Genomic DNA, 24,926 nt, shown 5'->3' on the forward strand with positions numbered 1-24,926 from the left:
GCGGGCTCCTGAGGGCCCCTGGTGGGAGTCTCAGCGGTCGAAGTCCAGCTCCACCCGCTCCGTCACCGGGTGCGACTGGCACGCCAGCACGTAACCGGCCTCCGTCTCCTCCGTCTCCAGCGCGAAGTTGCGGTCCATGCGCACCTCGCCCTCGACCAGGAAGGCCCGGCAGGTCCCGCACACCCCGCCCTTGCAGGCGTAGGGCGCGTCGGGCCGGTTGCGCAGCACGGTCTCCAGCAGCGACTCGCCGTCCCGCACCGGCCAGGTGCCGCCGCGGCCGTCGAGACGGGCGGTGACGGTGCTGTGCGCGGGCGCCGGAGCCCGGACCGCCGGGGCCGTCCCCGCGTCCACGTGGAAGATCTCCTGGTGGATCCCGGCCCGCGCCACGCCCAGCTCGCGCAGCGCCTGCTCGGCGCCCCGCACCAGCCCGTACGGCCCGCACAGGAACCAGCCCGCCACCCGTTCCACCGGCAGCAGCGCCGGCAGCAGCCCGGTGAGCCGCTCCCGGTCGAGCCGGCCCGACGGCAGCCCCGCCTGCTGCTCCTCCCGGGACAGCACGGTCACCAGCTGGAACCGCTGCGGGTAGCGGTCCTTCAGGTCGGCGACCTCCTCCAGGAACATCGTGGACGCGGCCGTACGGTCGCTGCGTATGAGGCAGAACCGGGCCGCGGGCTCGCGCGCCAGCAGGGTGGCGGCGATCGACAGCACCGGGGTGATGCCGCTGCCGCCGACCACCGCCGCGTACAGGCCGGGCGCCGGTTCCAGCGTGAAGCGGCCCGCCGGGGTCATCACGTCCAGTTCGTCCCCGACGTTGATCTCCTTGAGCGCGTACACCGAGAAGGCGCCGCCCTCGACCAGTCGCACCCCCACGCGGAGGAAGGCCGGGCCCTCGCCGGCCGGGTCCGGGGCGGGCGAGCAGATCGAGTAGGTGCGCCGGACCTCCGTGCCGTCGGCCCGGCGGCGCAGGGCGAGGTGCTGGCCGGGCGCGTGCCGGTACTCCTCGCGCAGTCCGGGCGGGACGGAGAAGGTGAGCGCGACGGCGTCGTCCGTGAGCCGGTCGACCGCGGCCACCGGGAGCGGGTGGAAGCGCGCCATCACAACTCCTTGAAGTGGTCGAACGGTTCGCGGCAGGACAGGCAGCGGCGCAGCGCCTTGCAGGCGGTGGAGGAGAACCGGCTCAGCAGCTCGGTGGAGGCCGAGCCGCAGTGCGGGCAGCGCACCGCTTCGGTCTCCGCCTCCGCGTCCCGGGCGCGGGTCGGGCCGAGGGCCAGCGGCACCGGACCGCCGTCGTGCCGCACGCGCGGGGGAGCGATGCCGAACTCCCGCAGTTTCTCCCGGCCCTCGGGGGTGATGTCGTCGGTCGACCAGGCCGGGGAGAGCACCGTGCGGACGGTGACCTCGCGCATGCCGTGGGCGCGCAGCACCCGCTCGATGTCGGCGCTCATCGCCTCGATCGCCGGGCAGCCGGTGTAGGTGGGCGTCAGGTCGACCTCCACCGCGCCGGCGCCGTGCACGTGCACCGCGCGGAGCACACCCAGCTCGCGCAGGCTGAGCACGGGCAGTTCGGGGTCCGGTACCGAGCCGGCCAGCTCCAGCAGCTCCGCCTCCAGGGCGGTCGCGGTCACCATGAGGCCCCCGGGTGGCTGCGGTGCAGGTGCTGCATCTCGGCGAGCATCCGGCCGAACGGCTCGGTGTGCAGGCCCTGCCGGCCGGCGCCCGCGGACCAGGCGCCGGTGCGCGGGCCCTCCGGCACGGTCAGGCAGGCCCGACCGAGCACGTCGGTGACGGACTCCAGCCAACGGGCCTCCAGCGCGGCCGGGTCGGCGTCCAGGCCCTCCACCGGCTGGAACATCTCCCCGGTGAACCGCCACAGCGCGTCGACGGCCCGCCGCATCCGCTCGTGGCTGGTCTCCGTGCCGTCGCCCAGCCGCAGCGTCCACTGCTCGGCGTGGTCGCGGTGGTAGGCGACCTCCTTCACCGCCTTGGCGGCCAGTGGGGCGAACGGACCGCCCGTCGCGGCGAGTTCGGCGTACAGGAGCTGCTGATACGTGGAGAAGTACAGCTGGCGGGCGATGGTGTGCGCGAAGTCGCCGTTCGGCTGCTCGACCAGCTGGAGGTTGCGGAAGGCGCGCTCCTCGCGGAGGTAGGCCAGCTCGTCCTCGTCGCCGGCCAGCGACAGCAGCACCCGGGCCTGACCGAGCAGGTCCAGGGCGATGTTGGCGAGGGCGACCTCCTCCTCCAGCACGGGGGCGTGCCCGGCCCACTCCCCGAGGCGGTGGGAGAGCACCAGGGCGTCGTCGCCGAGGGCGAGCGCGGCGGTCACCGCAACCGTGGCGGGGCCGGTGGCGGTCACAGGTGCTTCACCCCTTCCGGGATCTCGTAGAAGGTCGGGTGCCGGTAGGGCTTGTCGGCGGCCGGCTCGAAGAAGGGGTCCTTCTCGTCCGGCGAGGAGGCGGTGATCGCGGCGGCCGGGACGACCCAGATGGAGACGCCCTCGCCGCGCCGGGTGTACAGGTCGCGGGCGTTGCGCAGGGCCAGTTCGGCGTCGGGCGCGTGCAGGCTGCCGGCGTGGGTGTGGGAGAGGCCGCGCCGGGAGCGCACGAAGACCTCCCACAGGGGCCAGTCGGTGGTGCTCATGCTCGCGTCGCTCCCGTCTCACCGGTGTCGCCGGTGTGCTTGGCCGCGTAGGCCGCGGCCGCTTCCCGTACCCAGGCGCCCTCGTCGTGGGCGCGCCTGCGCTGGGTGATCCGCTGGTCGTTGCAGGGGCCGTTGCCCTTGAGGACGTCCCGGAACTCCGCCCAGTCGATCGGGCCGAAGTCGTGGTGCCCGCGCTCCTCGTTCCACCGCAGTTCGGGGTCGGGGAGGGTGAGGCCCAGGGACTCGGCCTGCGGGACGCAGATGTCGACGAAGCGCTGGCGCAGTTCGTCGTTGGAGTGGCGCTTGATCTTCCACTCCATCGACTGCGCGGAGTGCTGGGACTCGTCGTCGGGCGGCCCGAACATCATCAGCGACGGCCACCACCAGCGGTCCACCGCGTCCTGGGCCATGGCGTGCTGCTCCGGCGTGCCCCGGCTGAGGGCCAGCAGCAACTCGTACCCCTGGCGCTGGTGGAAGGACTCCTCCTTGCAGACCCGCACCATCGCGCGGGCGTACGGGCCGTAGGAGCAGCGGCACAGCGGGACCTGGTTGGTGATCGCGGCGCCGTCCACGAGCCAGCCGATGGCGCCGACGTCGGCCCAGGTCAGGGTGGGGTAGTTGAAGATCGAGGAGTACTTCTGGCGGCCGGAGTGCAGTTTGTCGAGCAGCTCGTCGCGGCCGGTGCCGAGGGTCTCGGCCGCGCTGTACAGGTACAGGCCGTGGCCGGCCTCGTCCTGCACCTTGGCCATGAGGATGGCCTTGCGGCGCAGGGAGGGCGCGCGGGTGATCCAGTTGGCCTCCGGCTGCATGCCGATGATCTCGGAGTGCGCGTGCTGGGCGATCTGCCGGACCAGGGTGGCGCGGTAGGCGTCGGGCATCCAGTCGCGCGGTTCGATGCGCTCGTCGGCGGCCACGGCCGCGTCGAAGGCGCGCTGGCGGGCCGCCGTGTCGGCGGCGTCCGGTGCGCCGTCCGCGGGTGTGCGGGCCGTGCGCTGCGCGGCTGCTGTGGCCATGCGGTCCCCCTGACCTCGGGCCCTGCGGTGGGCGCTGTCCGTGGATGCTGAGCCGACCGATCGTTCGGTCCGTGCGCATCCATGGTGTGCCGGGCCGCTGCGGGGTGTCAACCGCTGTGGAAAACTCACCGGCACCGCCTGTGGACGGCGCCCGTGGCGGGGCGGAGGGGCAGGTGGCCGGGCGCCCGCGGCCGAACGGCGTGGCGAGGGCCACCTTCCGAGCCCGTACCCGGGGCTGCGCGCGGTGCCCGTGGCTGAGTACCGTTCCGTCCGGGCGGCGGGACCTGGCGTTCGCGAAGCCCGCGCCGCCCGTCCACGGGCGCGCGCCACCGGTCCGGTCCGCCGGGCCGGGCGGACACCGGCCGGAGGACCGAGCCGGACGACGAGCCGACCGCATGAGCCGAAACGGGGGACGGGACGCGATGGACGCGCACGACGAGGGCCCGCGGGAGCCACAGGCACCCGACGGGCCGGCCGGGACGCGTCTCCCGGAGGAACCGCCGGACCCCCGGCCGCCGTCCCCGCCCCGCACCGGCGTCGCCGCGCTCTCGCCGCGCTACCAGGTCGCCGCGGCCCTGGCGCTCGCGGTGGTCGCCGTGGCCGCCGGCGTGCACCTGCTGATGGTGTTCCTCAGCCTCGCGCCGGCGAACACCGTGACGAAGCAGCACGGCCAGGCGGTCCAGGACTGGGTGTACCCGGAGTTCGAGCAGAACTGGAAGCTGTTCGCCCCCAACCCGCTCCAGCAGAACATCGCCGTGCAGGTCCGGGCCGAGGTGCGGATGCGCGACGGCGCACTGCGCACCACCGGGTGGACCGACCTGTCCGCCCAGGACGGCGCCGCCATCGACGGCAACCCGGTGCCCAGCCACACCCAGCAGAACGAGCTGCGCCGGGCCTGGGACTTCTTCGCCGCCACGCACGGCGGCGACAACCGTCCCGTGGGCATGCGCGGCGCGCTGTCCGAGCAGTACCTGCGGCGCATCGTGGTGATGCGCCTGTACCGGGACGACCCGACGAGCCGGGCGGGCGTGATCCAGCGGGTGCAGGTCCGTGCCAGCACGACCAACGTGCCGCCGCCGTCGTGGAGCCGCGAGCGGGTCTCCACCCAGCCGGTCCTCCGCCTGATGCCCTGGTGGTCCCTGACGTCCGACGAGGCCGCGGGAGGCGTGCGGTGAACGGTCTCTCCCCGACGCTGTCGCGCGGCGTCGCCCGGGTCACCGGAGCGGTCCTCGGGCCGTACCAGAGCGCCGTGATACGGATCGGCTTCGCCGCGACCTGGCTGCTGTTCCTGCTGCGCGAGTTCCCCCACCGGCAGGAGCTGTACGGGCCCTCGGGACCGTGGGGCTGGAACCTCGCCAAGCAGCTGACCGCCGACAACCACGCCTTCACGGCGCTGCTGTGGTCCGACGGTCAGCTGTGGTTCGAGATCTGCTACGCGCTCGCCGTCCTCGCCGCCGCCGCGCTGGTGCTCGGCTGGCGCACCCGGACCGCCTCCCTGCTGTTCATGGTGGGCGTCCTGTCGCTGCAGAACCGCAGTGTCTTCGTCGGCGACGGCGGCGACAACGTGCTGCACCTGATGTCCATCTACCTGGTGTTCACCCGCTGCGGGCAGGTGTGGTCCCTCGACGCCCGCCGGGCGGGCCGCGCGGCCGCGGCACGCGCGCGCGGCGAGGGCGTCCCCGCCGACCGGGTGGGCCCGGTGCTGTGGGCGGTGCTCGGCCTGGCGCTCGGCACGGCGACGCTGACCGGGCGGTTCGACAACGGCTGGCAGATCCCGGCGCTGCTGTGGACGGCCTGGGTCCTCCACGGCCTGTGGTGGGCCGTCGGGCGCCGGGCGGCCTGGCACGAGCCCCGGGCCCTGCTGGACGTCGCCGCCAACATCCTGCACAACGGCGCCCTGGCCGTGATCATGGCCGAGGCGTGCCTGATCTACGCCACGGCCGGCTGGTACAAGATCCAGGGCTCCCGCTGGCAGGACGGCACCGCCGTCTACTACCCGCTCCACCTGGACTACTTCTCCCCCTGGCCGGCGCTGGCCGACCTGATGTCCGCCAGCGGCACGATCATGATGATCGTGGCCTACGGGACGGTCATGGTGCAGATCGCCTTCCCCTTCACCCTGCTCAATCGGCGGGCCAAGAACGTCCTGCTGGTGCTGATGATGACCGAGCACGCGGTGATCGCGGTCGTCCTCGGCCTGCCGTTCTTCTCGCTGGCGATGATCGCCGCCGACGCCGTCTTCCTGCCCACGTCGTTCCTGCGCCGGGTCGGCGGCCTGGCGGCACGCGCGGGCGGGCGGTTCGTCCGGCGCGCCGGCGTCCCCGCGGTCCCGGGGCCGCGCTCCCCGGAGGGGGAACCGGCCGAGCACGTAGGGTTCACGGCATGACCGACCCGCTGAGCCGATGGCACGCCCACGCGGAGGGGGCCGTCCTGCTCGACGGGTTCCACGCCCTGAAGCACGCGCTGCGCTTCGGCGCCGAGGTGCCGGTCGCGGTCACCACCGACCGGGCGGCCGCACTGGCCCTCGCCGGGGAACTGGCCGACGACGTGCGCGGCACCCTGGACGCCCTCCTGACGGAGGTCTCCGGGCCGGCGTACGCCTCCGTCGTGCCGCGCCCCCATCCGACCGGCGTGGCCGCCCTCGCGGTACGGCCGTCCCGCGAGGCCAACCTGCGCACGCTCGCCCGTACGCCCCGCACCACCCCCGTCGTGGTCCTGGACCACCCCCGCAACCTGGGCAACGCCGGCGCCGTGATCCGGCTGGCCGCCGGTTTCGGGGCGACCGGCGTGGTCACCACGGGCCCGCTCGACCCGTGGCACCCCACGGTGGTGCGCGGCGGCGCGGGGCTGCACTTCGCGACCGCCGTGGAGCGCCTCGACGTCGCCGGGCTGCCCGCCGGTCCGCTGTTCGCGCTCGACCCGGAGGGCGAGGACATCCGCGGCACCAGGCTGCCCGACGACGCCGTGCTGGCCTTCGGCTCGGAACGCACCGGCCTGTCGGCGGAGCTGCGCGCCCGCGCCGACCACCTGCTGCGGCTGCCGATGCGCCCCCAGGTCTCCAGCTACAACCTGGCCACCAGCGTGGCGATGGCCCTGTACCACTGGAGCGCGAGCGCCTAGACGTCCCGGCGGACCTCGACCGTGCGGAAGCGGCCGGAGACGAAGGCGCCGTCGGTGAGGGCCGCGTTCGCCGCCGGGTTGCCGCCCGAGCCGTGGAAGTCGGAGAAGGCCGCCGTCTGGTTCACGTAGACCCCGCCGGTGAGGTTGAGGGAGAGCTGGGCGGCCTCCTCCAGGCAGACCTCCTCGACGGCCCGCTCGGTCTCCGCGTCCGTGGTGTACGCGCCGACCGTCATCGCGCCCTTCTCCCGGACCGTGCGGCGCAGCAGCTCCACGGCGTCCGTCACCGAGTCGACGGCGACCGCGAAGGAGACCGGGCCGAAGCACTCGCTCATGTAGGCGGCCTCGTCGTCCGGCTTGGCGCCGTCCAGCTTGACGACGACCGGGGTGCGGACCACCGCGTCCGGGAAGTCCGGGTTGGTGATCTCGCGGGAGGCCAGCGCGACCTCGCCGAGGCCGGCCGCGGCCTCCAGGCGGGCCTTGACGTCCGGGTTGACGATCGCGCCCAGCAGGGCGTTCGCGCGCGCGTCGTCGCCGAGCAGGCCGTCGACCGCGCGGGCGAGGTCGGCGGTGAACTCGTCGAAGGTCCTGGGGCCCTGGTCGGTGGCGATGCCCTCGCGGGGGACGAGCAGGTTCTGCGGGGTGGTGCACATCTGGCCGCTGTACAGGGACAGCGAGAAGGCCAGGTTGGAGAGCATGCCCTTGTAGTCGTCCGTGGAGTGCACGATCACCGTGTTGACGCCGGCCTTCTCGGTGTAGACCTGCGCCTGGCGGGCGTTGGCCTCCAGCCAGTCGCCGAAGGACGTCGAACCGGTGTAGTCGATGATCCGGATCTCGGGGCGGGTGGCGAGGGACTTGGCGATGCCCTCACCGGGGCGCTCGGCGGCCAGGGCCACCAGGTTCGGGTCGAAGCCGGCCGCGGCCAGCACCTCCCGGGCGGCCTGGACGGTCAGGGCGAGCGGCAGCACCGCGCGCGGGTGCGGCTTGACCAGGACCGCGTTGCCGGTGGCCAGGGAGGCGAACAGGCCCGGGTAGCCGTTCCAGGTCGGGAAGGTGTTGCAGCCGACGACCAGGCCGATGCCGCGCGGGACGGCGGTGAACCGCTTGGTGAGGGTCAGCGGGTCGCGCTTGCCCTGGGGCTTGGTCCACTCCGCCGTCCCCGGCGTGCGGACCTGCTCCGCGTACGCGTAGGCCACCGCCTCCAGGCCGCGGTCCTGGGCGTGCGGGCCGCCGGCCTGGAACGCCATCATGAACGCCTGCCCGCTGGTGTGCATCACCGCGTGCGCGAACTCGTGGGTCCGGTCGCTGATCCGCTTGAGGATCTCCAGGCAGACCACGGCACGGGTCTCGGGGCCCGCGTCGCGCCAGGCCCGCCGGCCGGCCCGCATCGCCGGCAGCAGCACGTCGACGTCCGCGTGGGGGTAGGTCACGCCCAGCTCGGTGCCGTACGGCGAGACCTCGCCGCCCACCCAGTCGTCGGTGCCGGGCTGGCCGAGGTCGATCCGGGTGCCCAGCAGGGCGTCGAAGGCGGCCTTGCCGGCCGCCGCGTCCAGGCTGCCGTTCTCCCCGTAGGCCTTCGGGTGCTCGGGGTGCGGCGACCAGTACGCGCGGGTGCGGATCGCTTCCAGTGCCTGGTCCAGGGTGGGCCGATGCTTCTCGATCAGCTCGTGGGCGGTCAGTTCGGCGGCCATGCGGGACCAACTCCTCGTCTGGAGAGCTCTTCGTCGAGTCCGTGACCTGGGCAGGGGCTGCCAGTCAGGGATAGAGTAACCGAACGATCGGTCGGGACAAGGGGTCCGGCGCATCTGTGGACAACGTCGTGCGGGAGGATCGCGCACATGACAGCACTCGACCTCAGCAGCCCCGTGGCCGTCGTCGGCACCGGCACCATGGGGCAGGGAATCGCCCAGGTCGCGCTGGTCGCCGGCCATCCCGTGCGGCTCTACGACGCCGTCGCCGGACGGGCCAGGGAAGCGGCCGAAGCGATCGGCGCCCGCCTGGACCGGCTCGTGGACAAGGGCCGGCTCGCCGCGGCGGAACGGGACGCGGCCCGCGCCCGGCTCCGGCCCGCGGACGCCCTCACGGAGCTGGCCGACTGCACCCTGGTGGTGGAGGCCGTCCTGGAGCGGCTGGACGTCAAACAGGAGCTGTTCCGCGAGCTGGAGGAGATCGTCACCGAGGACTGCCTGCTCGCCACCAACACCTCCTCGCTGTCGGTGACGGCCGTCGGCGGCGCCCTGCGTCACCCGGGCCGCTTCGTCGGCCTGCACTTCTTCAACCCGGCGCCGCTGCTGCCGCTGGTCGAGGTGGTCTCGGGGTCCGCCACCGACGTCACGTCGGCCACGCGCGCGTACGAGACCGCCCGCGCCTGGGGCAAGAAGCCGGTGGCCTGCGCGGACACACCGGGCTTCATCGTCAACCGCATCGCCCGCCCCTACTACGCCGAGGCGTTCGCCGTCCACGAGGCGCAGGCCGCCGACCCGGCGACCATCGACGCGGTCCTGCGCGAGTGCGGGGGCTTCAAGATGGGCGCCTTCGAACTGACCGACCTGATCGGCCAGGACGTCAACGAGTCCGTCACCCACTCCGTGTGGCGGTCGTTCTTCCAGGACGTGCGCTTCACCCCCTCCCTGGCCCAGCGCCGGCTGGTGGAGTCCGGCCGGCTCGGCCGCAAGAGCGGGCAGGGCTGGTACGACTACGCCGACGGTGCGGAGGCGCCCGAGCCGCACACCGCCGACGCGGAGAAGCCGCCCGCCTACGTCATCGCCGAGGGCGGCCTGGGCCCGGCCGCCGAACTGCTCGCCATGATCAGCGAGGCGGGCATCCGGGTCCGCCGGGAGGACGAGGACAACGGCACCCGCCTGGTGCTGCCCAGCGGCGGCCAGCTGGTCCTCGCCGACGGCCAGACCTCCGCGGAGTTCCGGGACGTCGTCTACTTCGACCTCGCCCTGGACTACCGCACGGCCACCCGGATCGCCCTGTCCGCCGCCCAGGACACCTCCGCGCAGACCCTCGCCGAGGCCACCGGCCTGTTCCAGGCGCTCGGCAAGGACGTCAGCGTCATCGGCGACGTCCCCGGCATGATCGTCGCCCGCACGGTCGCCCGGATCGTCGACCTCGCCCACGACGCCGTCGCCAAGGGCGTGGCGACCGAGGAGGACATCGACACCGCGATGCGCCTGGGTGTGAACTACCCGCTCGGTCCCTTCGAGTGGGACCGCCGGCTCGGCCGCGACTTCGCCTTCGACGTCCTGGACGAGATGCACGAGCGCGACCCGTCCGGACGCTACGCGCCCTCCCTCGCGCTCTACCGGCACGCCTACGCCAACGACAAGCGGGAGAGCACCTCATGACCACGGCAAGGCGCGACACGTACACCCCCGAGACGCTGCTCTCCGTCGCCGTGCGGGTCTTCAACGAGCGCGGCTACGACGGCACCTCCATGGAGCACCTGTCCAGGGCGGCCGGCATCTCCAAGTCGTCGATCTACCACCACGTCAGCGGCAAGGAGGAGCTGCTGCGCCGGGCCGTCAGCCGCGCCCTGGACGGCCTGTTCGCCATCCTGGAGGAGGAGCACGCGCGCGCGGGGCGGGCCGTGGACCGGCTGGAGCACGTCGTGCGCCGCATGGTCGAGGTGCTCATATCCGAACTGCCCTACGTGACACTGCTGCTGCGCGTGCGCGGCAACACCGAGACCGAGCGGTGGGCGCTGGAGCGCCGCCGCGACTTCGACCACCGGGTCGCCGAGCTGCTGAAGGCGGCGGCGGCCGACGGGGACGTGCGCCCCGACATGGAGGTCCGGCTGGCGACCCGGCTGGTCTTCGGCATGATCAACTCCATCGTGGAGTGGTACCGGCCGGACGCGCGGGGCGCGACCGACCGGGAGGTGGCCGACGCCGTCGCCCGGCTGGTCTTCTCCGGACTGCGCCGGGGCTGACTCAGCCGTCCGGCTCCAGATCCTCCTCCTCGAACACCAGCAGCGTGCGGGTGCTGAGCACCTCGGGGATGGCCTGGAGCCGCGTCAGCACCAGCTCGCGCAGGGCCCTGTTGTCGGGCGTGTGCACCATCAGCAGCACGTCGAAGTCGCCGCCCACCAGAGCGATGTGGGAGGCCCCGGGCAGCTGCCTGAGCTGCTCGCGGACCGTGCGCCAGGTGTTCTGGACGATCTTCAGGGTGATGTACGCCGACGTGCCGTGCCCCGCCCGCTCGTGGTCCACGCGCGCGCTGAAGCCCCGGATCACCCCGTCCTCCACGAGCCGGTTGATGCGGGCGTAGGCGTTGGCGCGCGAGACGTGGACGCGGTCGGCGACGGAGCGTATCGAGGCGCGGCCGTCCGCCTGGAGGATCCGCAGGATGTCCTGGTCGATGGCGTCCAGCGGCCGCGGGGGCGGGAGCACGACACCTTCCGGCGGCCCCTCGGCCATTTGTTCAGGCTCCATGTCCCCCCGCTCCTCCGCCGTGGACGTCCTGCGTTCATTCCAGGCTGTGGAGAACCGTTTGTCCACAGCCTGGAGGTGCCTGTAGCCAAAATGTGCCGACGACCGAACAATCGGTAGGTGGGGCGGGTCACAGCCGACACGCCTCCCGTAGCCACTCCCACGAGGAGGTGCCGTCATGACGGTTCTGGAGCAGCGGGGCGCTTACCGGCCATCGCCGCCGCCCGCCTGGCAGCCCCGTACGGACCCCGCGCCGCTGCTGCCCGACGCCGAGCCCTACCGCGTCCTCGGCACCGAGACGGCCGGCAAGGCCGACCCCGGCCTGCTGCGCCGGCTCTACGCCGAGCTGGTGCGCGGCCGCCGCTTCAACACGCAGGCCACCGCCCTGACCAAACAGGGCAGGCTCGCCGTCTACCCGTCCAGCACCGGCCAGGAGGCCTGCGAGGTCGCCGCCGCGCTGGCCCTCGAGGAGCGTGACTGGCTCTTCCCCAGCTACCGGGACACGCTCGCCGTCGTCGCCCGGGGCGTCGACCCGGTCGAGACGCTCACCCTGCTGCGCGGCGACTGGCACACCGGCTACGACCCCCACGCCCACCGCGTGGCCCCGCTCAGCACCCCGCTGGCCACCCAGCTCCCGCACGCCGTCGGCCTCGCCCACGCCGCCCGCCTCAAGGGCGACGACGTGGTCGCGCTCGCCATGGTCGGCGACGGCGGCACCAGCGAGGGCGACTTCCACGAGGCGCTGAACTTCGCCGCCGTCTGGCAGGCACCGGTCGTCTTCCTCGTGCAGAACAACGGCTTCGCCATCTCCGTCCCGCTCGCCAAGCAGACCGCCGCGCCCTCCCTGGCCCACAAGGCCGTCGGGTACGGCATGCCGGGCCGACTGGTCGACGGCAACGACGCAGCCGCCGTGCACGAGGTCCTCGGCGACGCCGTGCGCCACGCGCGCGCGGGCGGCGGCCCGACCCTCGTCGAGGCCGTGACGTACCGCATCGACGCCCACACCAACGCCGACGACGCCACCCGGTACCGGGGCGACGCCGAGATCGAGGCGTGGCGCGCCCACGACCCGATCAAGCTGCTGGAACGCGAACTGACCACGCGCGGGCTGCTGGACGAGGCGGGCATCGAGGCCGCCCGGCAGGACGCCGAGACGATGGCCGCCGCCCTGCGGGAGCGCATGAACCAGGACGCCGCACTCGACCCCATGGACCTCTTCGACCACGTCTACGCCGAGAGCACCGCGCAACTGCGCGAGCAGCGGGCCCTGCTGCGGGCCGAGCTGGACGCCGAGCGGGAGCAGCACGGAACGCCGGAAGGCGGCGCCCGATGACGACCGTCGCCGTCAAGCCCGCCACCATGGCGCAGGCCCTCACGCGCGCGCTGCGCGACGCCATGGCCGCCGACCCCACCGTGCACGTCCTGGGCGAGGACGTCGGCGCCCTCGGCGGGGTCTTCCGCGTCACCGACGGGCTCGCCAAGGAGTTCGGCGAGGACCGCTGCACCGACACCCCGCTCGCCGAGGCCGGCATCCTCGGCACCGCCGTCGGCATGGCGATGTACGGCCTGCGGCCGGTGGTGGAGATGCAGTTCGACGCCTTCGCCTACCCGGCGTTCGAGCAGCTGATCAGCCACGTCTCGCGGATGCGCAACCGCACCCGGGGCCGGATGCCCCTGCCGATCACCGTGCGCGTCCCCTACGGGGGCGGCATCGGCGGCGTCGAGCACCACAGCGACTCCTCCGAGGCCTACTACATGGCGACGCCCGGCCTCCACGTGGTCACCCCGGCCACCGTCGCCGACGCCTACGGGCTGCTGCGCCGGTCCATCGCCTCGGACGACCCGGTCGTCTTCCTGGAGCCCAAGCGGCTGTACTGGTCGAAGGACACCTGGAACCCCGAGCGGCCGACGGACGTCGACCCCGTCGGCCGCGCCGTGGTGCGCCGCCCCGGGAGCAGCGCCACGCTGATCACCTACGGCCCCTCGCTGCCGGTCTGCCTGGAGGCCGCCGAGGCCGCGCGGGCGGAGGGCTGGGACCTGGAGGTCCTCGACCTGCGCTCCCTGGTGCCGTTCGACGACGAGACGGTCTGCGCGGCCGTCCGGCGCACCGGGCGCGCGGTCGTCGTCCACGAGGCCACCGGGTTCGGCGGGCCGGGCGGCGAGATCGCGGCCCGGATCACCGAGCGCTGCTTCCACCACCTGGAGGCACCGGTGCTGCGCGTCGCGGGCTTCGACATCCCGTACCCGCCGCCCATGCTGGAGCGGCACCACCTGCCCGGCGTCGACCGCATCCTGGACGTCGTGGCCCGGCTGCAGTGGGAGGCCGAGGGCTGATGGCTCAGGTGCTGGAGTTCAGACTGCCCGACCTCGGCGAGGGACTGACCGAGGCGGAGATCGTCCGCTGGCTGGTCCAGGTCGGCGACGTGGTCACCGTCGACCAGCCGGTGGTCGAGGTCGAGACGGCCAAGGCGATGGTCGAGGTGCCCTGCCCCTACGGCGGCGTGATCACCGCCCGCTTCGGCGAGGAGGGGACCGAGCTGCCCGTCGGCGCCCCGCTCCTGACGGTCGCGGTGGGGGAGTCCGCCGCGGAGCCGGAGGGCTCGGGCAACGTCCTCGTGGGCTACGGCACCCAGGCCCCGGCGGCCCGCCGGCGCCGGGTCCGGGCGGGCACCGTCCCCGCCGACGGGCACGCCCAGGCGCCGGGGACCGTCCCGATGCCGCCCCACACGAACGGCGCGGCACCCGCGGCCGGTCAGCCATCCGCGGCGCCTCAGCCATCCGCGGCGCCTCAGCCATCCGCGGCGCCTCAGCCATCCGCGGCGCCTCAGCCATCCGCGGCGCCTCAGGCGTCCACGGCCGCGCGGGCGCTCGCCGAGCCGCCCTCGGCCGTGCCCGCCGCCGTGCCGGGCGACGGGCCGGTTCCGGTGATCTCCCCACTCGTCCGCAGGCTGGCCCGGGACAACGGCGTCGACCTGCGGCGGCTGGCCGGCTCCGGTCCGCAGGGGCTCATCCTGCGCGCGGACGTCGAGGCCGCCCTGCGCACCGCCGCCGCGCCCCTCGGCACGGACGGCCGGGAGCCCGCACCCGCCCCCGCCCCGGCGCACGGGGCGCCCGCGCGTGCCGGTGGCGGCGTCCGCGTCCCGCTCAAGGGCGTCCGCGGTGCCGTCGCCGACAAGCTCTCCCGCAGCCGCCGGGAGATCCCCGACGCGACCTGCTGGGTCGACGCCGACGCGACCGAGCTCCTGCGCGCCCGGACCGCGATGAACGCGACGGGCGGCCCGAAGATCTCCCTCCTCGCGCTGCTCGCCCGCGTCTGCACGGCCGCCCTGGCCCGGTTCCCCGAGCTGAACTCCTACGTCGACACCGAGGCCCGCGAGGTCGTCCAGCTCGACCGGGTCCACCTCGGCTTCGCCGCCCAGACCGAACGCGGACTGGTGGTGCCGGTCGTCCGGGACGCCCACGGCCGCGACGCCGAGTCCCTGACCGCCGAGTTCACCCGGCTCACCGAGGCCGCCCGCACGGGCACGCTCACCCCCGGCGACCTCACCGGCGGGACGTTCACGCTGAACAACTACGGCGTCTTCGGCGTCGACGGCTCCACTCCGATCGTCAACCACCCGGAGGCGGCCATGCTCGGCGTCGGCCGGATCGTCCCCAAGCCGTGGGTGCACGAGGGCGAACTCGCCGTCCGGCAGGTCGTGCAGCTCTCGCTCACCTTCGACCACCGGGTGTGCGACGGCGGCACGGCGGGCGGCTTCCTGCGGTACGTGGCGGACTGCGTGGAGCAACCGGCGGTGCTGCTGCGCACCTTGTGACCCGGGGCGGGTCCGGACGGCCGGGCGGACGGGCCATACTCGGGGGGTGACCGACTCCGCACCCGCCACCTCCGGGGCGCCCGCGCCGTACGACGCCGTCGTGCTCGCCGGGGGCGCCGCCCGGCGGCTCGGCGGGGCCGACAAGCCCGGCGTCCGGGTCGGGGGCCGGGCCCTGCTCGACCGGGTGCTCGCGGCCTGCGCGGACGCCCGGACGACCATGGTCGTGGCCGCACCCCGGCCCACCGCACGGCCGGTGCGCTGGACGCACGAGGAGCCGCCGGGCGGCGGGCCGGTCGCCGCGCTGGAGGCCGGCCTGCGGTGCACCACCGCCGGGCACACCCTCGTGCTCTCCGCCGACCTGCCCTTCCTGGCCCGGCCGACCGTCGAGCGGCTGCTGATTACCCTTCAGGACACCGGCGCCGACGGCGCGCTGCTCACCGACGCCGACGGCCGCGACCAGCCACTGGTGGCCGCCTACCGCACCGCGGCGCTGCGCCGCGAGCTGGCCGCCCTCGCCGCCGCGCACGACGGCCTCGCCGGGCTGCCCCTGCGCGGGCTGACCGCCGCCCTCCGTCTCGCCCGTGTCCCCGACCCGCTCGCCTCCTTCGACTGCGACACCTGGGACGACATCGCCGACGCCAGGGCGCGCATCAGGGAGCATGGGTGTGTGTTGAATGAATGGATCTCCGCAGTCAAGGACGAACTGGGCATCGACCTGGACGTCGACACCGGCGTCCTGCTCGACCTGGCCCGGGACGCCGCACACGGCGTGGCCCGCCCCGCGGCGCCGCTGACCACCTTCCTCGTCGGCTACGCGGCGGCGAAGGGCGAGGGCGGCCCGGAGGCCGTGGCCGAGGCCGCCCGCCGGGCCGCCGCGCTGGCCCTGCGGTGGGAAGAGGAGAACGACGGGGGCGGCGGCGACGGGGGCCCGAGCGCCCCGGACGCCGGATGACCGCCCCCGGCACCCGGGCCGGGTCGCCCGCCGCCGAAACCGACGACCTCGATGTCGAGGAGGCCCTGGCGCTGGTGAGGGAAGGCCACCGGGAGACCCGGGACGACGGCGCGGACGACGGTGCCGGGCGGCTGCCCGGCACCTCCCCGCGGTCCGCGGCGGAGCACTCCGGCGAGGGACACCGGGCCACCCCCTGGCCCCGGGCCCGCGAGATCGCGGCCCGCGCCGCGCGCGCCCACGGCGCCAAGGGCGCGCCGGGCGCCGGTGCGCGCCGCGCCCCGGTCGCCGTCCCGCTGGACGACGCGCTCGGGCTGGTCCTGGCCGCTCCCCTCGACGCGCTCGCCGACCTGCCCTCCTTCGACACCTCCGCGATGGACGGCTGGGCGGTCGCCGGGCCCGGCCCCTGGCGGGTGCGGGAGGAGGGCGCGCTCGCCGGGCACGCGCAGCCCGAGCCGCTCACCGACGGCGAGGCCGTCCGCATCGCCACCGGCGCCCGCATCCCCGCCGACACCACCGCCGTCCTGCGCACCGAACACGGCCGGACCGACAGCCAGGGCCGGCTGCACACGACCCGTGAGATGTTCCACGGCCAGGACATCCGGCCCCGCGGCCAGGAGTGCCGCGGCGGCGACCAGTTGCTGCCCGTGGGCACCCTGGTCACCCCCGCCGTCCTGGGCCTCGCCGCGGCGGCCGGCTACGACACGGTCACCGTCGTGCCCCGCCCCCGGGTCGACGTCCTCGTCCTCGGCGACGAGCTGCTGACCGAGGGCCTGCCGCACGACGGACTCATCAGGGACGCGCTCGGCCCCATGCTGCCGCCCTGGCTGCGCGCGCTCGGCGCCGACGTCGCCGCCGTCCGCCGGATCGGCGACGACGCCCAGGCGCTCCGCAGGGCGGTCACCGGGTCCAGGGCCGACCTGATCGTCACCACGGGCGGCACCGCCGCCGGGCCCGTCGACCACGTCCACCCCGTGCTGGAGCGGATCGGCGCCGAACTGCTCGTCGACGGGGTCAAGGTGCGTCCCGGCCACCCCATGCTGCTGGCGCGCACCAAGGACCACCAGCACCTCGTCGGTCTGCCCGGCAACCCGCTGGCGGCCGTCTCCGGCCTGCTCACGCTGGCCGAACCCGTGCTGCGGACCCTCGCCGCCCGCCCCGCCCCGGAGCCGTACTCCCTGCCGCTCGGGGAGGCCGTGCAGGGGCACCCGTACGACACCCGGCTGATCCCCGTGGTGCTCCGGGGCGACCACGCCGTGCCGCTGCGCTACAACGGCCCGGCCATGCTGCGCGGTGTCGCGGCCGCCGACGCGCTGGCCGTCGTACCGCCGGGCGGGGCCCGCCAGGACGAGGCGGCCGAACTGCTGGACCTGCCATGGGCGACCGCCGGAATCGGGGTGTGTTTCACGTGAAACTTCCGGGTCATGACGCCATCGCCCGCCAGGCGGGCGAGCACCTGGTGACCCATCGGGTGAAGCTGCCGAGGAAGGTGGTGGAGCGCCCGATCCGCCAGGTCGTCAAGCGGCTGGTCATGGCCCTGGTGGTCCTGGTCGCCACCGCGTTCGTCGTGTACGCCGACCGCGCCGGCTACCGGGACAGCTCCGACGGGCCCGTCGACCTGCTCGACGCGTTCTACTACGCGACCGTGACCCTCTCCACCACGGGGTACGGCGACGTCACCCCGGTCAGTGACAGTGCCCGGCTCACCAACATCCTCGTCATCACGCCCCTGCGCGTGCTGTTCCTGATCATCCTGGTCGGCACCACGCTGGAGGTCCTCACCGAACGCACCCGGGAGGAATGGCGCCTGAACCGCTGGAGGTCCACCTTGCGCGACCACACCGTCGTCATCGGCTTCGGCACCAAGGGGCGGTCGGCCATCCAGACCGTCTGCACGACCGGGCTGAAGAGGGAACAGGTCGTCGTGGTCGACCCCAGCTCAAAGGCGATCGAAGCGGCGACCGCCGAGGGCTTCGCCGGTGTCATAGGCGACGCCACCCGCAGTGACGTGCTCAAGCGGGCCGAGCTGCACAAGGCCCGGCAGATCATCGTGGCCCCGCAGCGGGACGACACCTCGGTCCTGGTCACCCTGACCGCCCGCCAGCTCAACCGCAGCGCCAAGATCGTGGCCGCCGTCCGCGAGGAGGAGAACGCTCCGCTGCTCAAGCAGTCCGGCGCCGACGCCGTCATCACCAGTTCCGGAGCGGCCGGACGGCTGCTCGGCCTGTCCGTGCTCAGCCCCGCGGCCGGCATGGTGATGGAGGACCTCATCCAGCAGGGCAGCGGGCTGGACATGATCGAGCGCCCCGTCGTCCGCCGTGAGGTGGGCAAGAAGCCGCGCGAGACGGACGACCTCGTGGTGAGCGTCCTGCGCGGGCACCGGGTCCTCGGCTACGACGACCCGGCCGTCGGCACCCTCCAGCTCACCGACCGGCTCATCACCATCGTCCGGGCCTCCCCGGCCACGCGGGTCACCCCGGACACCCGCCCCCTGCCACACGGATGACGGGACCGGTCAGGAGTAGCGTCACCGGCATGCATGCGATCACGATTCCCGAACCTGGTGGTCCCGAGGCGCTGGTGTGGGACGAGGTCCCCGACCCGGTGCCCGGCGAGGGCGAGGTGCTGGTCGAGGTGGTGGCCAGCGCCGTCAACCGCGCCGACATCCTGCAGCGCCAGGGCTTCTACAACCCACCGCCCGGCGCCTCCGCGTACCCCGGCCTGGAGTGCTCCGGCAGGATCGCCGCGCTCGGCCCCGGCGTCTCCGGCTGGGCCGTCGGCGACGAGGTGTGCGCGCTGCTCGCGGGCGGTGGCTACGCCGAGAAGGTCGCCGTACCGGCCGGGCAGCTCCTGCCCGTCCCCGAGGGCGTCGACCTCACCCGGGCGGCGGCACTGCCCGAGGTGGTCTGCACGGTCTGGTCCAACGTGTTCATGGTCGCCCACCTGCGTCCCGGCGAGACGCTGCTGGTGCACGGCGGCTCCAGCGGCATCGGCACGATGGCCGTCCAGCTCGCCAAGGCGGCCGGTGCCAGGGTCGCGGTGACCGCCGGCACGAAGGAGAAGCTGGACTACTGCGCCGAGCTGGGCGCGGACACGCTCGTCAACTACCGCGAGCAGGACTTCGTCGCCGAGATCAAGCGGGCCACGGACGGCGCGGGGGCCGACGTCATCCTGGACAACATGGGCGCCAAGTACCTGGACCGCAACGTCGAGGCCCTCGCCGTCAACGGGCGCCTGGCGATCATCGGCATGCAGGGCGGGGCGAAGGGCGAGCTGAACATCGGCGCTCTGCTGAACAAGCGGGCCGCGATCAGCGCGACCTCGCTGCGCGCCCGGCCGCTGGGCGAGAAGGCGGCCATCGTCGCCGCCGTGCGCGAGCACGTGTGGCCCCTGCTCGCCGAGGGGCGGGTCCGCCCGATCGTGGACCGCGAGCTGCCGATGCGCGAGGCGGCCGAGGGGCACCGGCTGGTGGAGGCGAGCGGGCACATCGGCAAGGTGCTGCTGGTGGCGGAGTAGCGGCGCGGCCGGTGCCGGGCGGTGGCCGGTCCGGCGGTCAGCTCCGGCGCAGCCGCAGGCCGAGCATCGCCAGCCCCAGCCCCAGTCCGATGAGGACCAGGCCGCTGCCCAGCGGGAGGATCCGCAGGGCGGGCTCCGCGGCCTCGTCCTGCCGGGCCGCCTGCCGGGCCGTGCGGGACGGGGTCGGAGCCGGGGTGGCGGGGTCGGTGGGCAGGTCCGTCGTCTCCGGTTCCGCCGGCCGCGCGGCGGGGGCGGCGGCCTCGTCGTCGCCCTCCACCCCGGACGCGTATCCCTCCGCCCGGCCCGGCCGCATCCGTCCCTCACCGGCCTGACTGCCCGCCCGGGAGGGCGACGGGGAGGCGAGCGAGCGGGAGGGGCGGATCGACGCCGAGGCGGAGTCGGAGGGCACCGGGACGAGGGCCGCGGAGTCCTCGCTCGGCAGGCCGGCGGAGGCCGACGGCACCGGGCTCGGCCCGTCGTGCTCCGGGTGCTCCCGATCCGGGTGCCCGCGGCCCGGGGCCGGGTGCCGCGGCGCCTCGTGCGGTGGGTCCCGGTGTTGCGGGGACGCGGGCCGCGTGGGCTCCCACCAATCGTCCCCGTGTCCCGGGCCGGGCGCGCGGACCGGGTCCGGCCCGGCGGTGTAGGCGGCCGTCGCGCCGTACGCGAGGGCGGTGCCGTCCACCGGCAGGGCCGCCGCCGTCAGGACGGTCAGCAGCCCCAGCCGGCGGAGCGTGTGTCGCAGGCGTGGAGTCACGTCGGTGACCTCCCGGAGCCCAGATGTCGTGACCTGCGGATGACGGACGGGAACAAGCCTCACATTCCGCGTGGCGCCGGGCATTCCGGATTACGCCGTCGGGTCTAACCGGCGGACCGGCTCTATGAGGGGGCACCACGGTGGCGGGGACCGGCGTGCGAGACAATGACGGCATGGAGATGCCGAGGAACGAACGGTCGCCCGAGAATCCCCAGATCCTCGTCGTGGGTCAGGACGGGATGGCGCTCGGCGGGGGCGGGGAGGAGGACTCCCGTGAGATTCCGGTGACGGAGCAGGTGGAACAGCCGGCCAAGGTCATGCGGATCGGCAGCATGATCAAGCAGCTTCTGGAGGAGGTGCGTGCGGCTCCTCTCGACGAGGCCAGCCGGGTGCGGCTGAAGGAGATCCACGCCAGCTCCGTGAAGGAGCTGGAGGACGGCCTGGCGCCGGAACTGGTCGGGGAACTGGAGCGGCTGTCCCTGCCGTTCACCGACGAGGGCACGCCGAGCGACGCGGAGCTGAGGATCGCGCAGGCGCAGCTCGTGGGCTGGCTGGAGGGTCTCTTCCACGGGATCCAGACGACGCTGTTCGCCCAGCAGATGGCGGCGCGGGCCCAGCTCGAGCAGATGCGCCGGGCGCTGCCGCCGGGCGTCGCCGGCCCCGACGGCGGGGACGACCACCAGACGGGCGGCCGCTCGGGCGGCCCGTACCTGTAGGCGGCCCGCCGCGGTACCCGGGGGCGGCCCGCCCGGCCGCCCCGGCCGCGGCTCCGCACCCGGACAGATTCCCACAGACCACGACACACGAGAGGGCCCGGCGGGATACCGCCGGGCCCCGGCCGTACCCGCCTCTCGGGCGGAGAGCCGTACCCGCCTCTCGGGCGGAGAGCCGTACCCGCCCCTCGGGCGGAGAGCCGTACCCGATCCCCGGGTGGAGGGACGCGCCGGTCCCCTGCCGGAGAGCCGCGACCGCCGGGCGGGGGCTACGGCGTGGGCACGCGGGCGCGTCTCACTCGGGGTTGCCCGTCGACACGCTGAGCTGGATGCTGCCCGGGTCGTCGGGGTCGATGTCGGTGCCCTGGGCGGGGAACTGGTTCAGGACGGTCCCGTCCCCCCAGGTGTTGTCGGCCTGGCGCTTGATGTCCCACTTCCAGCCCGCGGCCTGGAGGCACTGCTTGACCGAGTCGATGTCCTTGTACCGCAGGTCGGGCATCTCCGCCTTCTCCGGGTCCTTCCACGACTCCTGCGGATCGGTGCACTTCTCCTTGTCGATCCGCCGGGTGTGGTCCGGCCCGCGGTAGCCCGACTGCGGGGTCGTGGACGACGAGGCGCTGGTGCCGCCGCCACCGGCCTCGGTGCCGCCGCCGGTGTTCTTGAGGGCCAGCGCGACGACGATCCCGGCGACCACGATGGCCGCGACCGCCACCGAGCCGATGACCGCCGGCTTCCTGCCGCCGCCGCCCTGGGCGCGCCCGGCCTGCTGCGGGGCGATCGTGTACGGCGGCGGGGTGCCGGGCGCGGTCTGCGGGCCGTACCCGGCGGGAGGCGTCTGGTAGCCGCCCTGCTGCGGGTAGCCGTAGGCCGGGGCGGGCGTCGGGACGCCGTACGGGCTCGGTGCGGGGGTCGGCTGGTACGGCGTCCGCACCTGCCCCTGCGGGTGCTGGGGTGCCTGGCCGACCGGCGGGAACACCGCGGAGCCGACCCCCGAGCCGCTCTGCTGCGGTCCGGCGCCCGGCACGATGCTCGGCGCCCCCGCCTGGAGGGAGGCCGCGACGCGCAGGCACTCGGTGCGCATGGCCTCGGCGGTCGGGAAGCGCTCGTTCGGGTTCTTCTTCAGCGCGCGGGCGACCAGCGCGTCCACGGCGGGCGGCAGCGCGCGGTTCACGGAGGAGGGCGCGACCGCCTCCTCCTGCACGTGGGCGTACGCGATCGCCAGCGGGGAGTCGGCGTCGAACGGCAGCCGCCCGGTGACGAGCTGGAACAGCATGATGCCGACCGAGTACAGGTCGGAGCGGGCGTCCACACCGCGGCCGAGGGCCTGCTCGGGCGAGAGGTACTGCGGGGTGCCGACGACCATGCCGGTCTGGGTCATGGAGGTGACGCCGGACTGCATGGCGCGGGCGATGCCGAAGTCCATGACCTTGACCACGCCGCGCTTGGTCGTCATCACGTTGCCCGGCTTGATGTCGCGGTGGACCAGCCCCATCTCGTGGCTGATCTCCAGGGCCGCGAGCACGTCGGCGGTGACCTTCAGGGCCTTGTCGGCGGGCATCGCGCCGTACTGCCGGATGTCCTGCTCCAGGACCGAGCCCAGCGGCCGGCCCTCGACGTACTCCATGACGATGTACGGCGTCGCCATGCCGTTCAGCTCGTCCTCGCCGCTGTCGAAGACGGAGACGATGTTGGTGTGCGTGAGCTTGGCCACGGCCTGCGCCTCACGCCGGAAGCGCTCCCGGAAGGCCGGCTCCCGGCCGAGCTCGGTGTGCAGGGTCTTGATCGCGACCTGACGGTCCAGCACCGCGTCGTACGCCAGGTGCACCGAGGCCATGCCGCCCTCGCCCAGCAAGTCGCGAAGCTGGTAGCGGCCACCGGCCAGCGCCTGCCCCGCGTACCGGCCGTGTGCGCCGTCCTGGCTCATCTCCCGCGTCCCCCACTGACCGTCAGGCGCCGTCATCCCGCGAAACAGGCCTTGATCGAATGTGTCATTACCGGCCAAGTCTGCCCGAGGGCACCGACACGTCAAGCTCGGTGCCCGTTCCGTGACCGTACGCGCAAGAAGCGTCGCGCAAGCGTTACCGGGTGCGTACGACCAGCACACGGAATTTGCACGACAGCGCGTGCTGCGGGTTTCATGGCCGGTCCGTCCCGGGGGCCGTTCCGAACCGGCGGCGCCCACGGAGGCTGTAGCGTGGCCGACGGAGACCGTGACAACACCGCGCGCACCGCGGGCTTAAACGACGGCGAGGACTGATGGCACAGACGCAGCGCTCTCAGGGCCCGTCCGACCCCGAGGCGACTGGCGGCGGCATGTCAGACGGGCCGGAACTGTGGGGCAACGGCGGGCTCGTCGGCGACGGCCGGTACCGGCTCACGCACCGGCTGGGCCGCGGCGGCATGGCCGAGGTGTTCGCGGCCGAGGACGTCCGCCTGGGCCGCACGGTCGCGGTCAAGCTGCTCCGCGCCGACCTGGCGGAGGACCCGGTCTCCAAGGCGCGCTTCACCCGCGAGGCACAGTCCGTCGCGGGCCTCAACCACCATGCCATCGTCGCCGTGTACGACTCCGGCGAGGACACGGTGGGCGGCCAGGCCGTGCCGTACATCGTCATGGAGCTGGTCGAGGGCCGCACCATCCGCGACCTGCTGCTGAACGCCGAGGCGCCGGGCCCCGAGCAGGCCCTGATCATCGTCTCCGGTGTGCTGGAGGCGCTCGCCTACTCGCACCAGCACGGCATCGTGCACCGCGACATCAAGCCGGCGAACGTGATCATCACCGACAGCGGCGCCGTCAAGGTGATGGACTTCGGCATCGCCCGCGCCCTGCACGGCGCGTCCACGACCATGACCCAGACCGGCATGGTCATGGGCACCCCGCAGTACCTCTCCCCCGAGCAGGCGCTCGGCAAGGCCGTCGACCACCGCTCCGACCTGTACGCGACCGGCTGCCTGCTGTACGAACTCCTCGCGCTGCGGCCCCCCTTCACCGGCGAGACCCCGCTGTCGGTGGTCTACCAGCACGTCCAGGACATGCCGGTGCCGCCGTCGCAGGTGGTCGACGGGACCTGCCCGCCGGAGCTGGACGGCCTGGTGATGCGGTCCCTCGCCAAGGAGCCCGACGACCGGTTCCAGACGGCCGAGGAGATGCGCGGCCTGGTCCAGTACGGCCTGCAGATGCTGTACGAGCAGGGCGGCCACAGCGGCACCTGGAACACCGGCCCGGTGCAGGCGCACGACGGCCGGCACACCCCGGCCGGCGGCTTCGCCGGGACGACCGTCATGCCGCACCCCATGGACGCGGGCGGCACCGCGCAGATCCCGCAGCCGATCCTGCCCGCGGGCTACGGCGGCGGCGACGACGGCGGCTTCGAGGGGCACGGCAACAAGGGCAGCGGGCGCGGCAAGCTCTGGATCCTCGCCGTCCTCGCGGTCGTCGCGATCGCGGGCGGTGTGGCGCTGGCGATGAACGGCTCGGGCGGCGGCGGTGGCGACGGCACCGACACCAAGCCGACGACGACGCACTCCAGGAGCACGAAGCCCGAGTCGCCCTCCAGCAGCCCGTCCACCGAGGACACCAAGCAGCCCACCGACACCGGGCAGCACACCGGCAGCTCCGACACCGGCACCGGCTCCGGCTCCGACTGGCCCCCGGCGACCCAGCCCTCGTACACCCAGTCGCAGACGGCCCCGTCGACGCCGACCGACGAGCCGACGGACCCGCAGCCCACGCAGTCCCAGCCCACGGACCCGACGGACGGCGGCACCGCCACCGGCGGTGACACCACCACGTCCGGGGGCGGCGGCACGACCACCACCGGGGGCGGTGGCACCACCACGACCGGGGGCGGCGGCACCACCACGACCGGGAGCGGCAACACCGCGGAGGGCGGCACCACCACCGACGGGACCACGACCGACGGCACCACGGGCGAGACCACCGGCGGTTGAAGCGCACCGGCGGACGCCGGGACGACGG

Annotated in this window: 23 protein-coding genes; 14 read left to right on the forward strand and 9 right to left on the reverse strand. The window is 74.2% G+C overall.

Going from position 1 to position 24,926, the window contains the following annotated elements; genetic code table 11:
- Window positions 1-30: 30 nt before the first annotated feature.
- Genes ACZ4K2_RS16500 through paaA form a run of 5 tightly spaced genes read right to left on the reverse strand, consistent with a single transcriptional unit; the run spans window position 31 to window position 3,650 of the window.
- Window positions 31-1,095, reverse strand: coding sequence for a 2Fe-2S iron-sulfur cluster-binding protein (locus tag ACZ4K2_RS16500; RefSeq protein WP_467468387.1), 1,065 nt, complete (start codon window positions 1,093-1,095; stop codon window positions 31-33).
- Window positions 1,095-1,628, reverse strand: a complete 534-nt coding sequence (gene paaD / locus ACZ4K2_RS16505) for a 1,2-phenylacetyl-CoA epoxidase subunit PaaD (protein ID WP_467468385.1) — start codon at window positions 1,626-1,628, stop codon at window positions 1,095-1,097. Before paaD ends, ACZ4K2_RS16500 begins: the two co-directional genes overlap by 1 nt.
- On the reverse strand, window positions 1,622-2,323 hold the full coding sequence (gene paaC / locus ACZ4K2_RS16510) for a 1,2-phenylacetyl-CoA epoxidase subunit PaaC (protein WP_467468818.1): 702 nt from the start codon (window positions 2,321-2,323) through the stop codon (window positions 1,622-1,624). Before paaC ends, paaD begins: the two co-directional genes overlap by 7 nt.
- A gap of 26 nt (window positions 2,324-2,349) precedes the next feature.
- Window positions 2,350-2,637 (reverse strand): 1,2-phenylacetyl-CoA epoxidase subunit PaaB, encoded by a 288-nt coding sequence (paaB, locus tag ACZ4K2_RS16515; protein WP_014673816.1) that lies wholly within the window; start codon window positions 2,635-2,637, stop codon window positions 2,350-2,352.
- Window positions 2,634-3,650: a 1,2-phenylacetyl-CoA epoxidase subunit PaaA gene (paaA, locus tag ACZ4K2_RS16520; protein WP_467468382.1), complete on the reverse strand. Its 1,017-nt coding sequence runs from the start codon at window positions 3,648-3,650 to the stop codon at window positions 2,634-2,636. The genes paaB and paaA overlap by 4 nt, the downstream gene beginning before the upstream one ends.
- Before the next feature lie 395 nt (window positions 3,651-4,045).
- Between paaA and ACZ4K2_RS16525 the strand changes: the two genes are divergently transcribed.
- The 3 genes from ACZ4K2_RS16525 to ACZ4K2_RS16535 are packed head-to-tail and all read left to right on the forward strand — an operon-like array spanning window position 4,046 to window position 6,770.
- A complete protein-coding gene (locus ACZ4K2_RS16525) occupies window positions 4,046-4,825 on the forward strand; it encodes a DUF5819 family protein (protein WP_467468381.1) in 780 nt (259 codons plus the stop codon).
- The gene (locus ACZ4K2_RS16530) at window positions 4,822-6,036 is read left to right on the forward strand and encodes an HTTM domain-containing protein (RefSeq protein WP_467468379.1); all 1,215 of its coding nucleotides are present in this window, start codon (window positions 4,822-4,824) and stop codon (window positions 6,034-6,036) included. Before ACZ4K2_RS16525 ends, ACZ4K2_RS16530 begins: the two co-directional genes overlap by 4 nt.
- Window positions 6,033-6,770, forward strand: a complete 738-nt coding sequence (locus ACZ4K2_RS16535) for a TrmH family RNA methyltransferase (RefSeq protein ID WP_467468378.1) — start codon at window positions 6,033-6,035, stop codon at window positions 6,768-6,770. The genes ACZ4K2_RS16530 and ACZ4K2_RS16535 overlap by 4 nt, the downstream gene beginning before the upstream one ends.
- On the opposite strand, the gene paaN is transcribed toward ACZ4K2_RS16535, so the two are convergent.
- Window positions 6,767-8,458: a phenylacetic acid degradation protein PaaN gene (gene paaN / locus ACZ4K2_RS16540; RefSeq protein WP_467468376.1), complete on the reverse strand. Its 1,692-nt coding sequence runs from the start codon at window positions 8,456-8,458 to the stop codon at window positions 6,767-6,769. The two genes, ACZ4K2_RS16535 and paaN, sit on opposite strands and share 4 nt — an antisense overlap.
- A gap of 147 nt (window positions 8,459-8,605) precedes the next feature.
- On the opposite strand from paaN, the gene ACZ4K2_RS16545 reads away from it, so the two are divergent.
- Window positions 8,606-10,120, forward strand: coding sequence for a 3-hydroxyacyl-CoA dehydrogenase (locus tag ACZ4K2_RS16545; protein ID WP_467468374.1), 1,515 nt, complete (start codon window positions 8,606-8,608; stop codon window positions 10,118-10,120).
- Entirely contained in the window at window positions 10,117-10,704 is a 588-nt protein-coding gene (locus ACZ4K2_RS16550; RefSeq protein WP_467468372.1) for a TetR/AcrR family transcriptional regulator, read from the forward strand. The genes ACZ4K2_RS16545 and ACZ4K2_RS16550 overlap by 4 nt, the downstream gene beginning before the upstream one ends.
- A 1-nt stretch (window position 10,705) precedes the next feature.
- Here the strand turns inward: ACZ4K2_RS16550 and ACZ4K2_RS16555 are convergent, their stop codons facing one another.
- Window positions 10,706-11,206 carry an Lrp/AsnC family transcriptional regulator gene (locus ACZ4K2_RS16555; protein WP_467468370.1) on the reverse strand — a complete coding sequence of 167 codons (501 nt, stop codon included), beginning with the start codon at window positions 11,204-11,206 and terminating at the stop codon, window positions 10,706-10,708.
- A 175-nt stretch (window positions 11,207-11,381) separates the two neighbouring features.
- On the opposite strand from ACZ4K2_RS16555, the gene pdhA reads away from it, so the two are divergent.
- Genes pdhA through ACZ4K2_RS16590 form a run of 7 tightly spaced genes read left to right on the forward strand, consistent with a single transcriptional unit; the run spans window position 11,382 to window position 19,483 of the window.
- Window positions 11,382-12,536, forward strand: coding sequence for a pyruvate dehydrogenase (acetyl-transferring) E1 component subunit alpha (gene pdhA, locus ACZ4K2_RS16560; RefSeq protein ID WP_467468368.1), 1,155 nt, complete (start codon window positions 11,382-11,384; stop codon window positions 12,534-12,536).
- Entirely contained in the window at window positions 12,533-13,537 is a 1,005-nt protein-coding gene (locus ACZ4K2_RS16565) for an alpha-ketoacid dehydrogenase subunit beta (RefSeq protein ID WP_467468366.1), read from the forward strand. Before pdhA ends, ACZ4K2_RS16565 begins: the two co-directional genes overlap by 4 nt.
- A complete protein-coding gene (locus ACZ4K2_RS16570) occupies window positions 13,537-15,018 on the forward strand; it encodes a dihydrolipoamide acetyltransferase family protein (protein WP_467468364.1) in 1,482 nt (493 codons plus the stop codon). Before ACZ4K2_RS16565 ends, ACZ4K2_RS16570 begins: the two co-directional genes overlap by 1 nt.
- A 46-nt stretch (window positions 15,019-15,064) precedes the next feature.
- Window positions 15,065-15,970, forward strand: coding sequence for an NTP transferase domain-containing protein (locus tag ACZ4K2_RS16575; RefSeq protein ID WP_467468362.1), 906 nt, complete (start codon window positions 15,065-15,067; stop codon window positions 15,968-15,970).
- Window positions 15,967-17,379 (forward strand): molybdopterin molybdotransferase MoeA, encoded by a 1,413-nt coding sequence (locus ACZ4K2_RS16580; RefSeq protein ID WP_467468360.1) that lies wholly within the window; start codon window positions 15,967-15,969, stop codon window positions 17,377-17,379. Before ACZ4K2_RS16575 ends, ACZ4K2_RS16580 begins: the two co-directional genes overlap by 4 nt.
- Entirely contained in the window at window positions 17,376-18,473 is a 1,098-nt protein-coding gene (locus tag ACZ4K2_RS16585) for a potassium channel family protein (RefSeq protein WP_467468358.1), read from the forward strand. Before ACZ4K2_RS16580 ends, ACZ4K2_RS16585 begins: the two co-directional genes overlap by 4 nt.
- A 29-nt stretch (window positions 18,474-18,502) precedes the next feature.
- Entirely contained in the window at window positions 18,503-19,483 is a 981-nt protein-coding gene (locus ACZ4K2_RS16590) for an NAD(P)H-quinone oxidoreductase (protein WP_467468356.1), read from the forward strand.
- Window positions 19,484-19,520: 37 nt separating this feature from the next.
- Here the strand turns inward: ACZ4K2_RS16590 and ACZ4K2_RS16595 are convergent, their stop codons facing one another.
- Entirely contained in the window at window positions 19,521-20,237 is a 717-nt protein-coding gene (locus ACZ4K2_RS16595) for a hypothetical protein (RefSeq protein ID WP_467468354.1), read from the reverse strand.
- Window positions 20,238-20,410: 173 nt separating this feature from the next.
- Between ACZ4K2_RS16595 and ACZ4K2_RS16600 the strand changes: the two genes are divergently transcribed.
- Window positions 20,411-20,953: a bacterial proteasome activator family protein gene (locus ACZ4K2_RS16600; RefSeq protein WP_467468352.1), complete on the forward strand. Its 543-nt coding sequence runs from the start codon at window positions 20,411-20,413 to the stop codon at window positions 20,951-20,953.
- 292 nt (window positions 20,954-21,245) lie between these two features.
- Here the strand turns inward: ACZ4K2_RS16600 and ACZ4K2_RS16605 are convergent, their stop codons facing one another.
- Window positions 21,246-22,874, reverse strand: a complete 1,629-nt coding sequence (locus tag ACZ4K2_RS16605) for a protein kinase domain-containing protein (protein ID WP_467468350.1) — start codon at window positions 22,872-22,874, stop codon at window positions 21,246-21,248.
- A gap of 332 nt (window positions 22,875-23,206) precedes the next feature.
- On the opposite strand from ACZ4K2_RS16605, the gene ACZ4K2_RS16610 reads away from it, so the two are divergent.
- Window positions 23,207-24,898, forward strand: a complete 1,692-nt coding sequence (locus tag ACZ4K2_RS16610; RefSeq protein ID WP_467468348.1) for a protein kinase domain-containing protein — start codon at window positions 23,207-23,209, stop codon at window positions 24,896-24,898.
- Window positions 24,899-24,926: the final 28 nt, after the last annotated feature.

The organism is Streptomyces sp. NPDC025833, assembly GCF_055558055.1.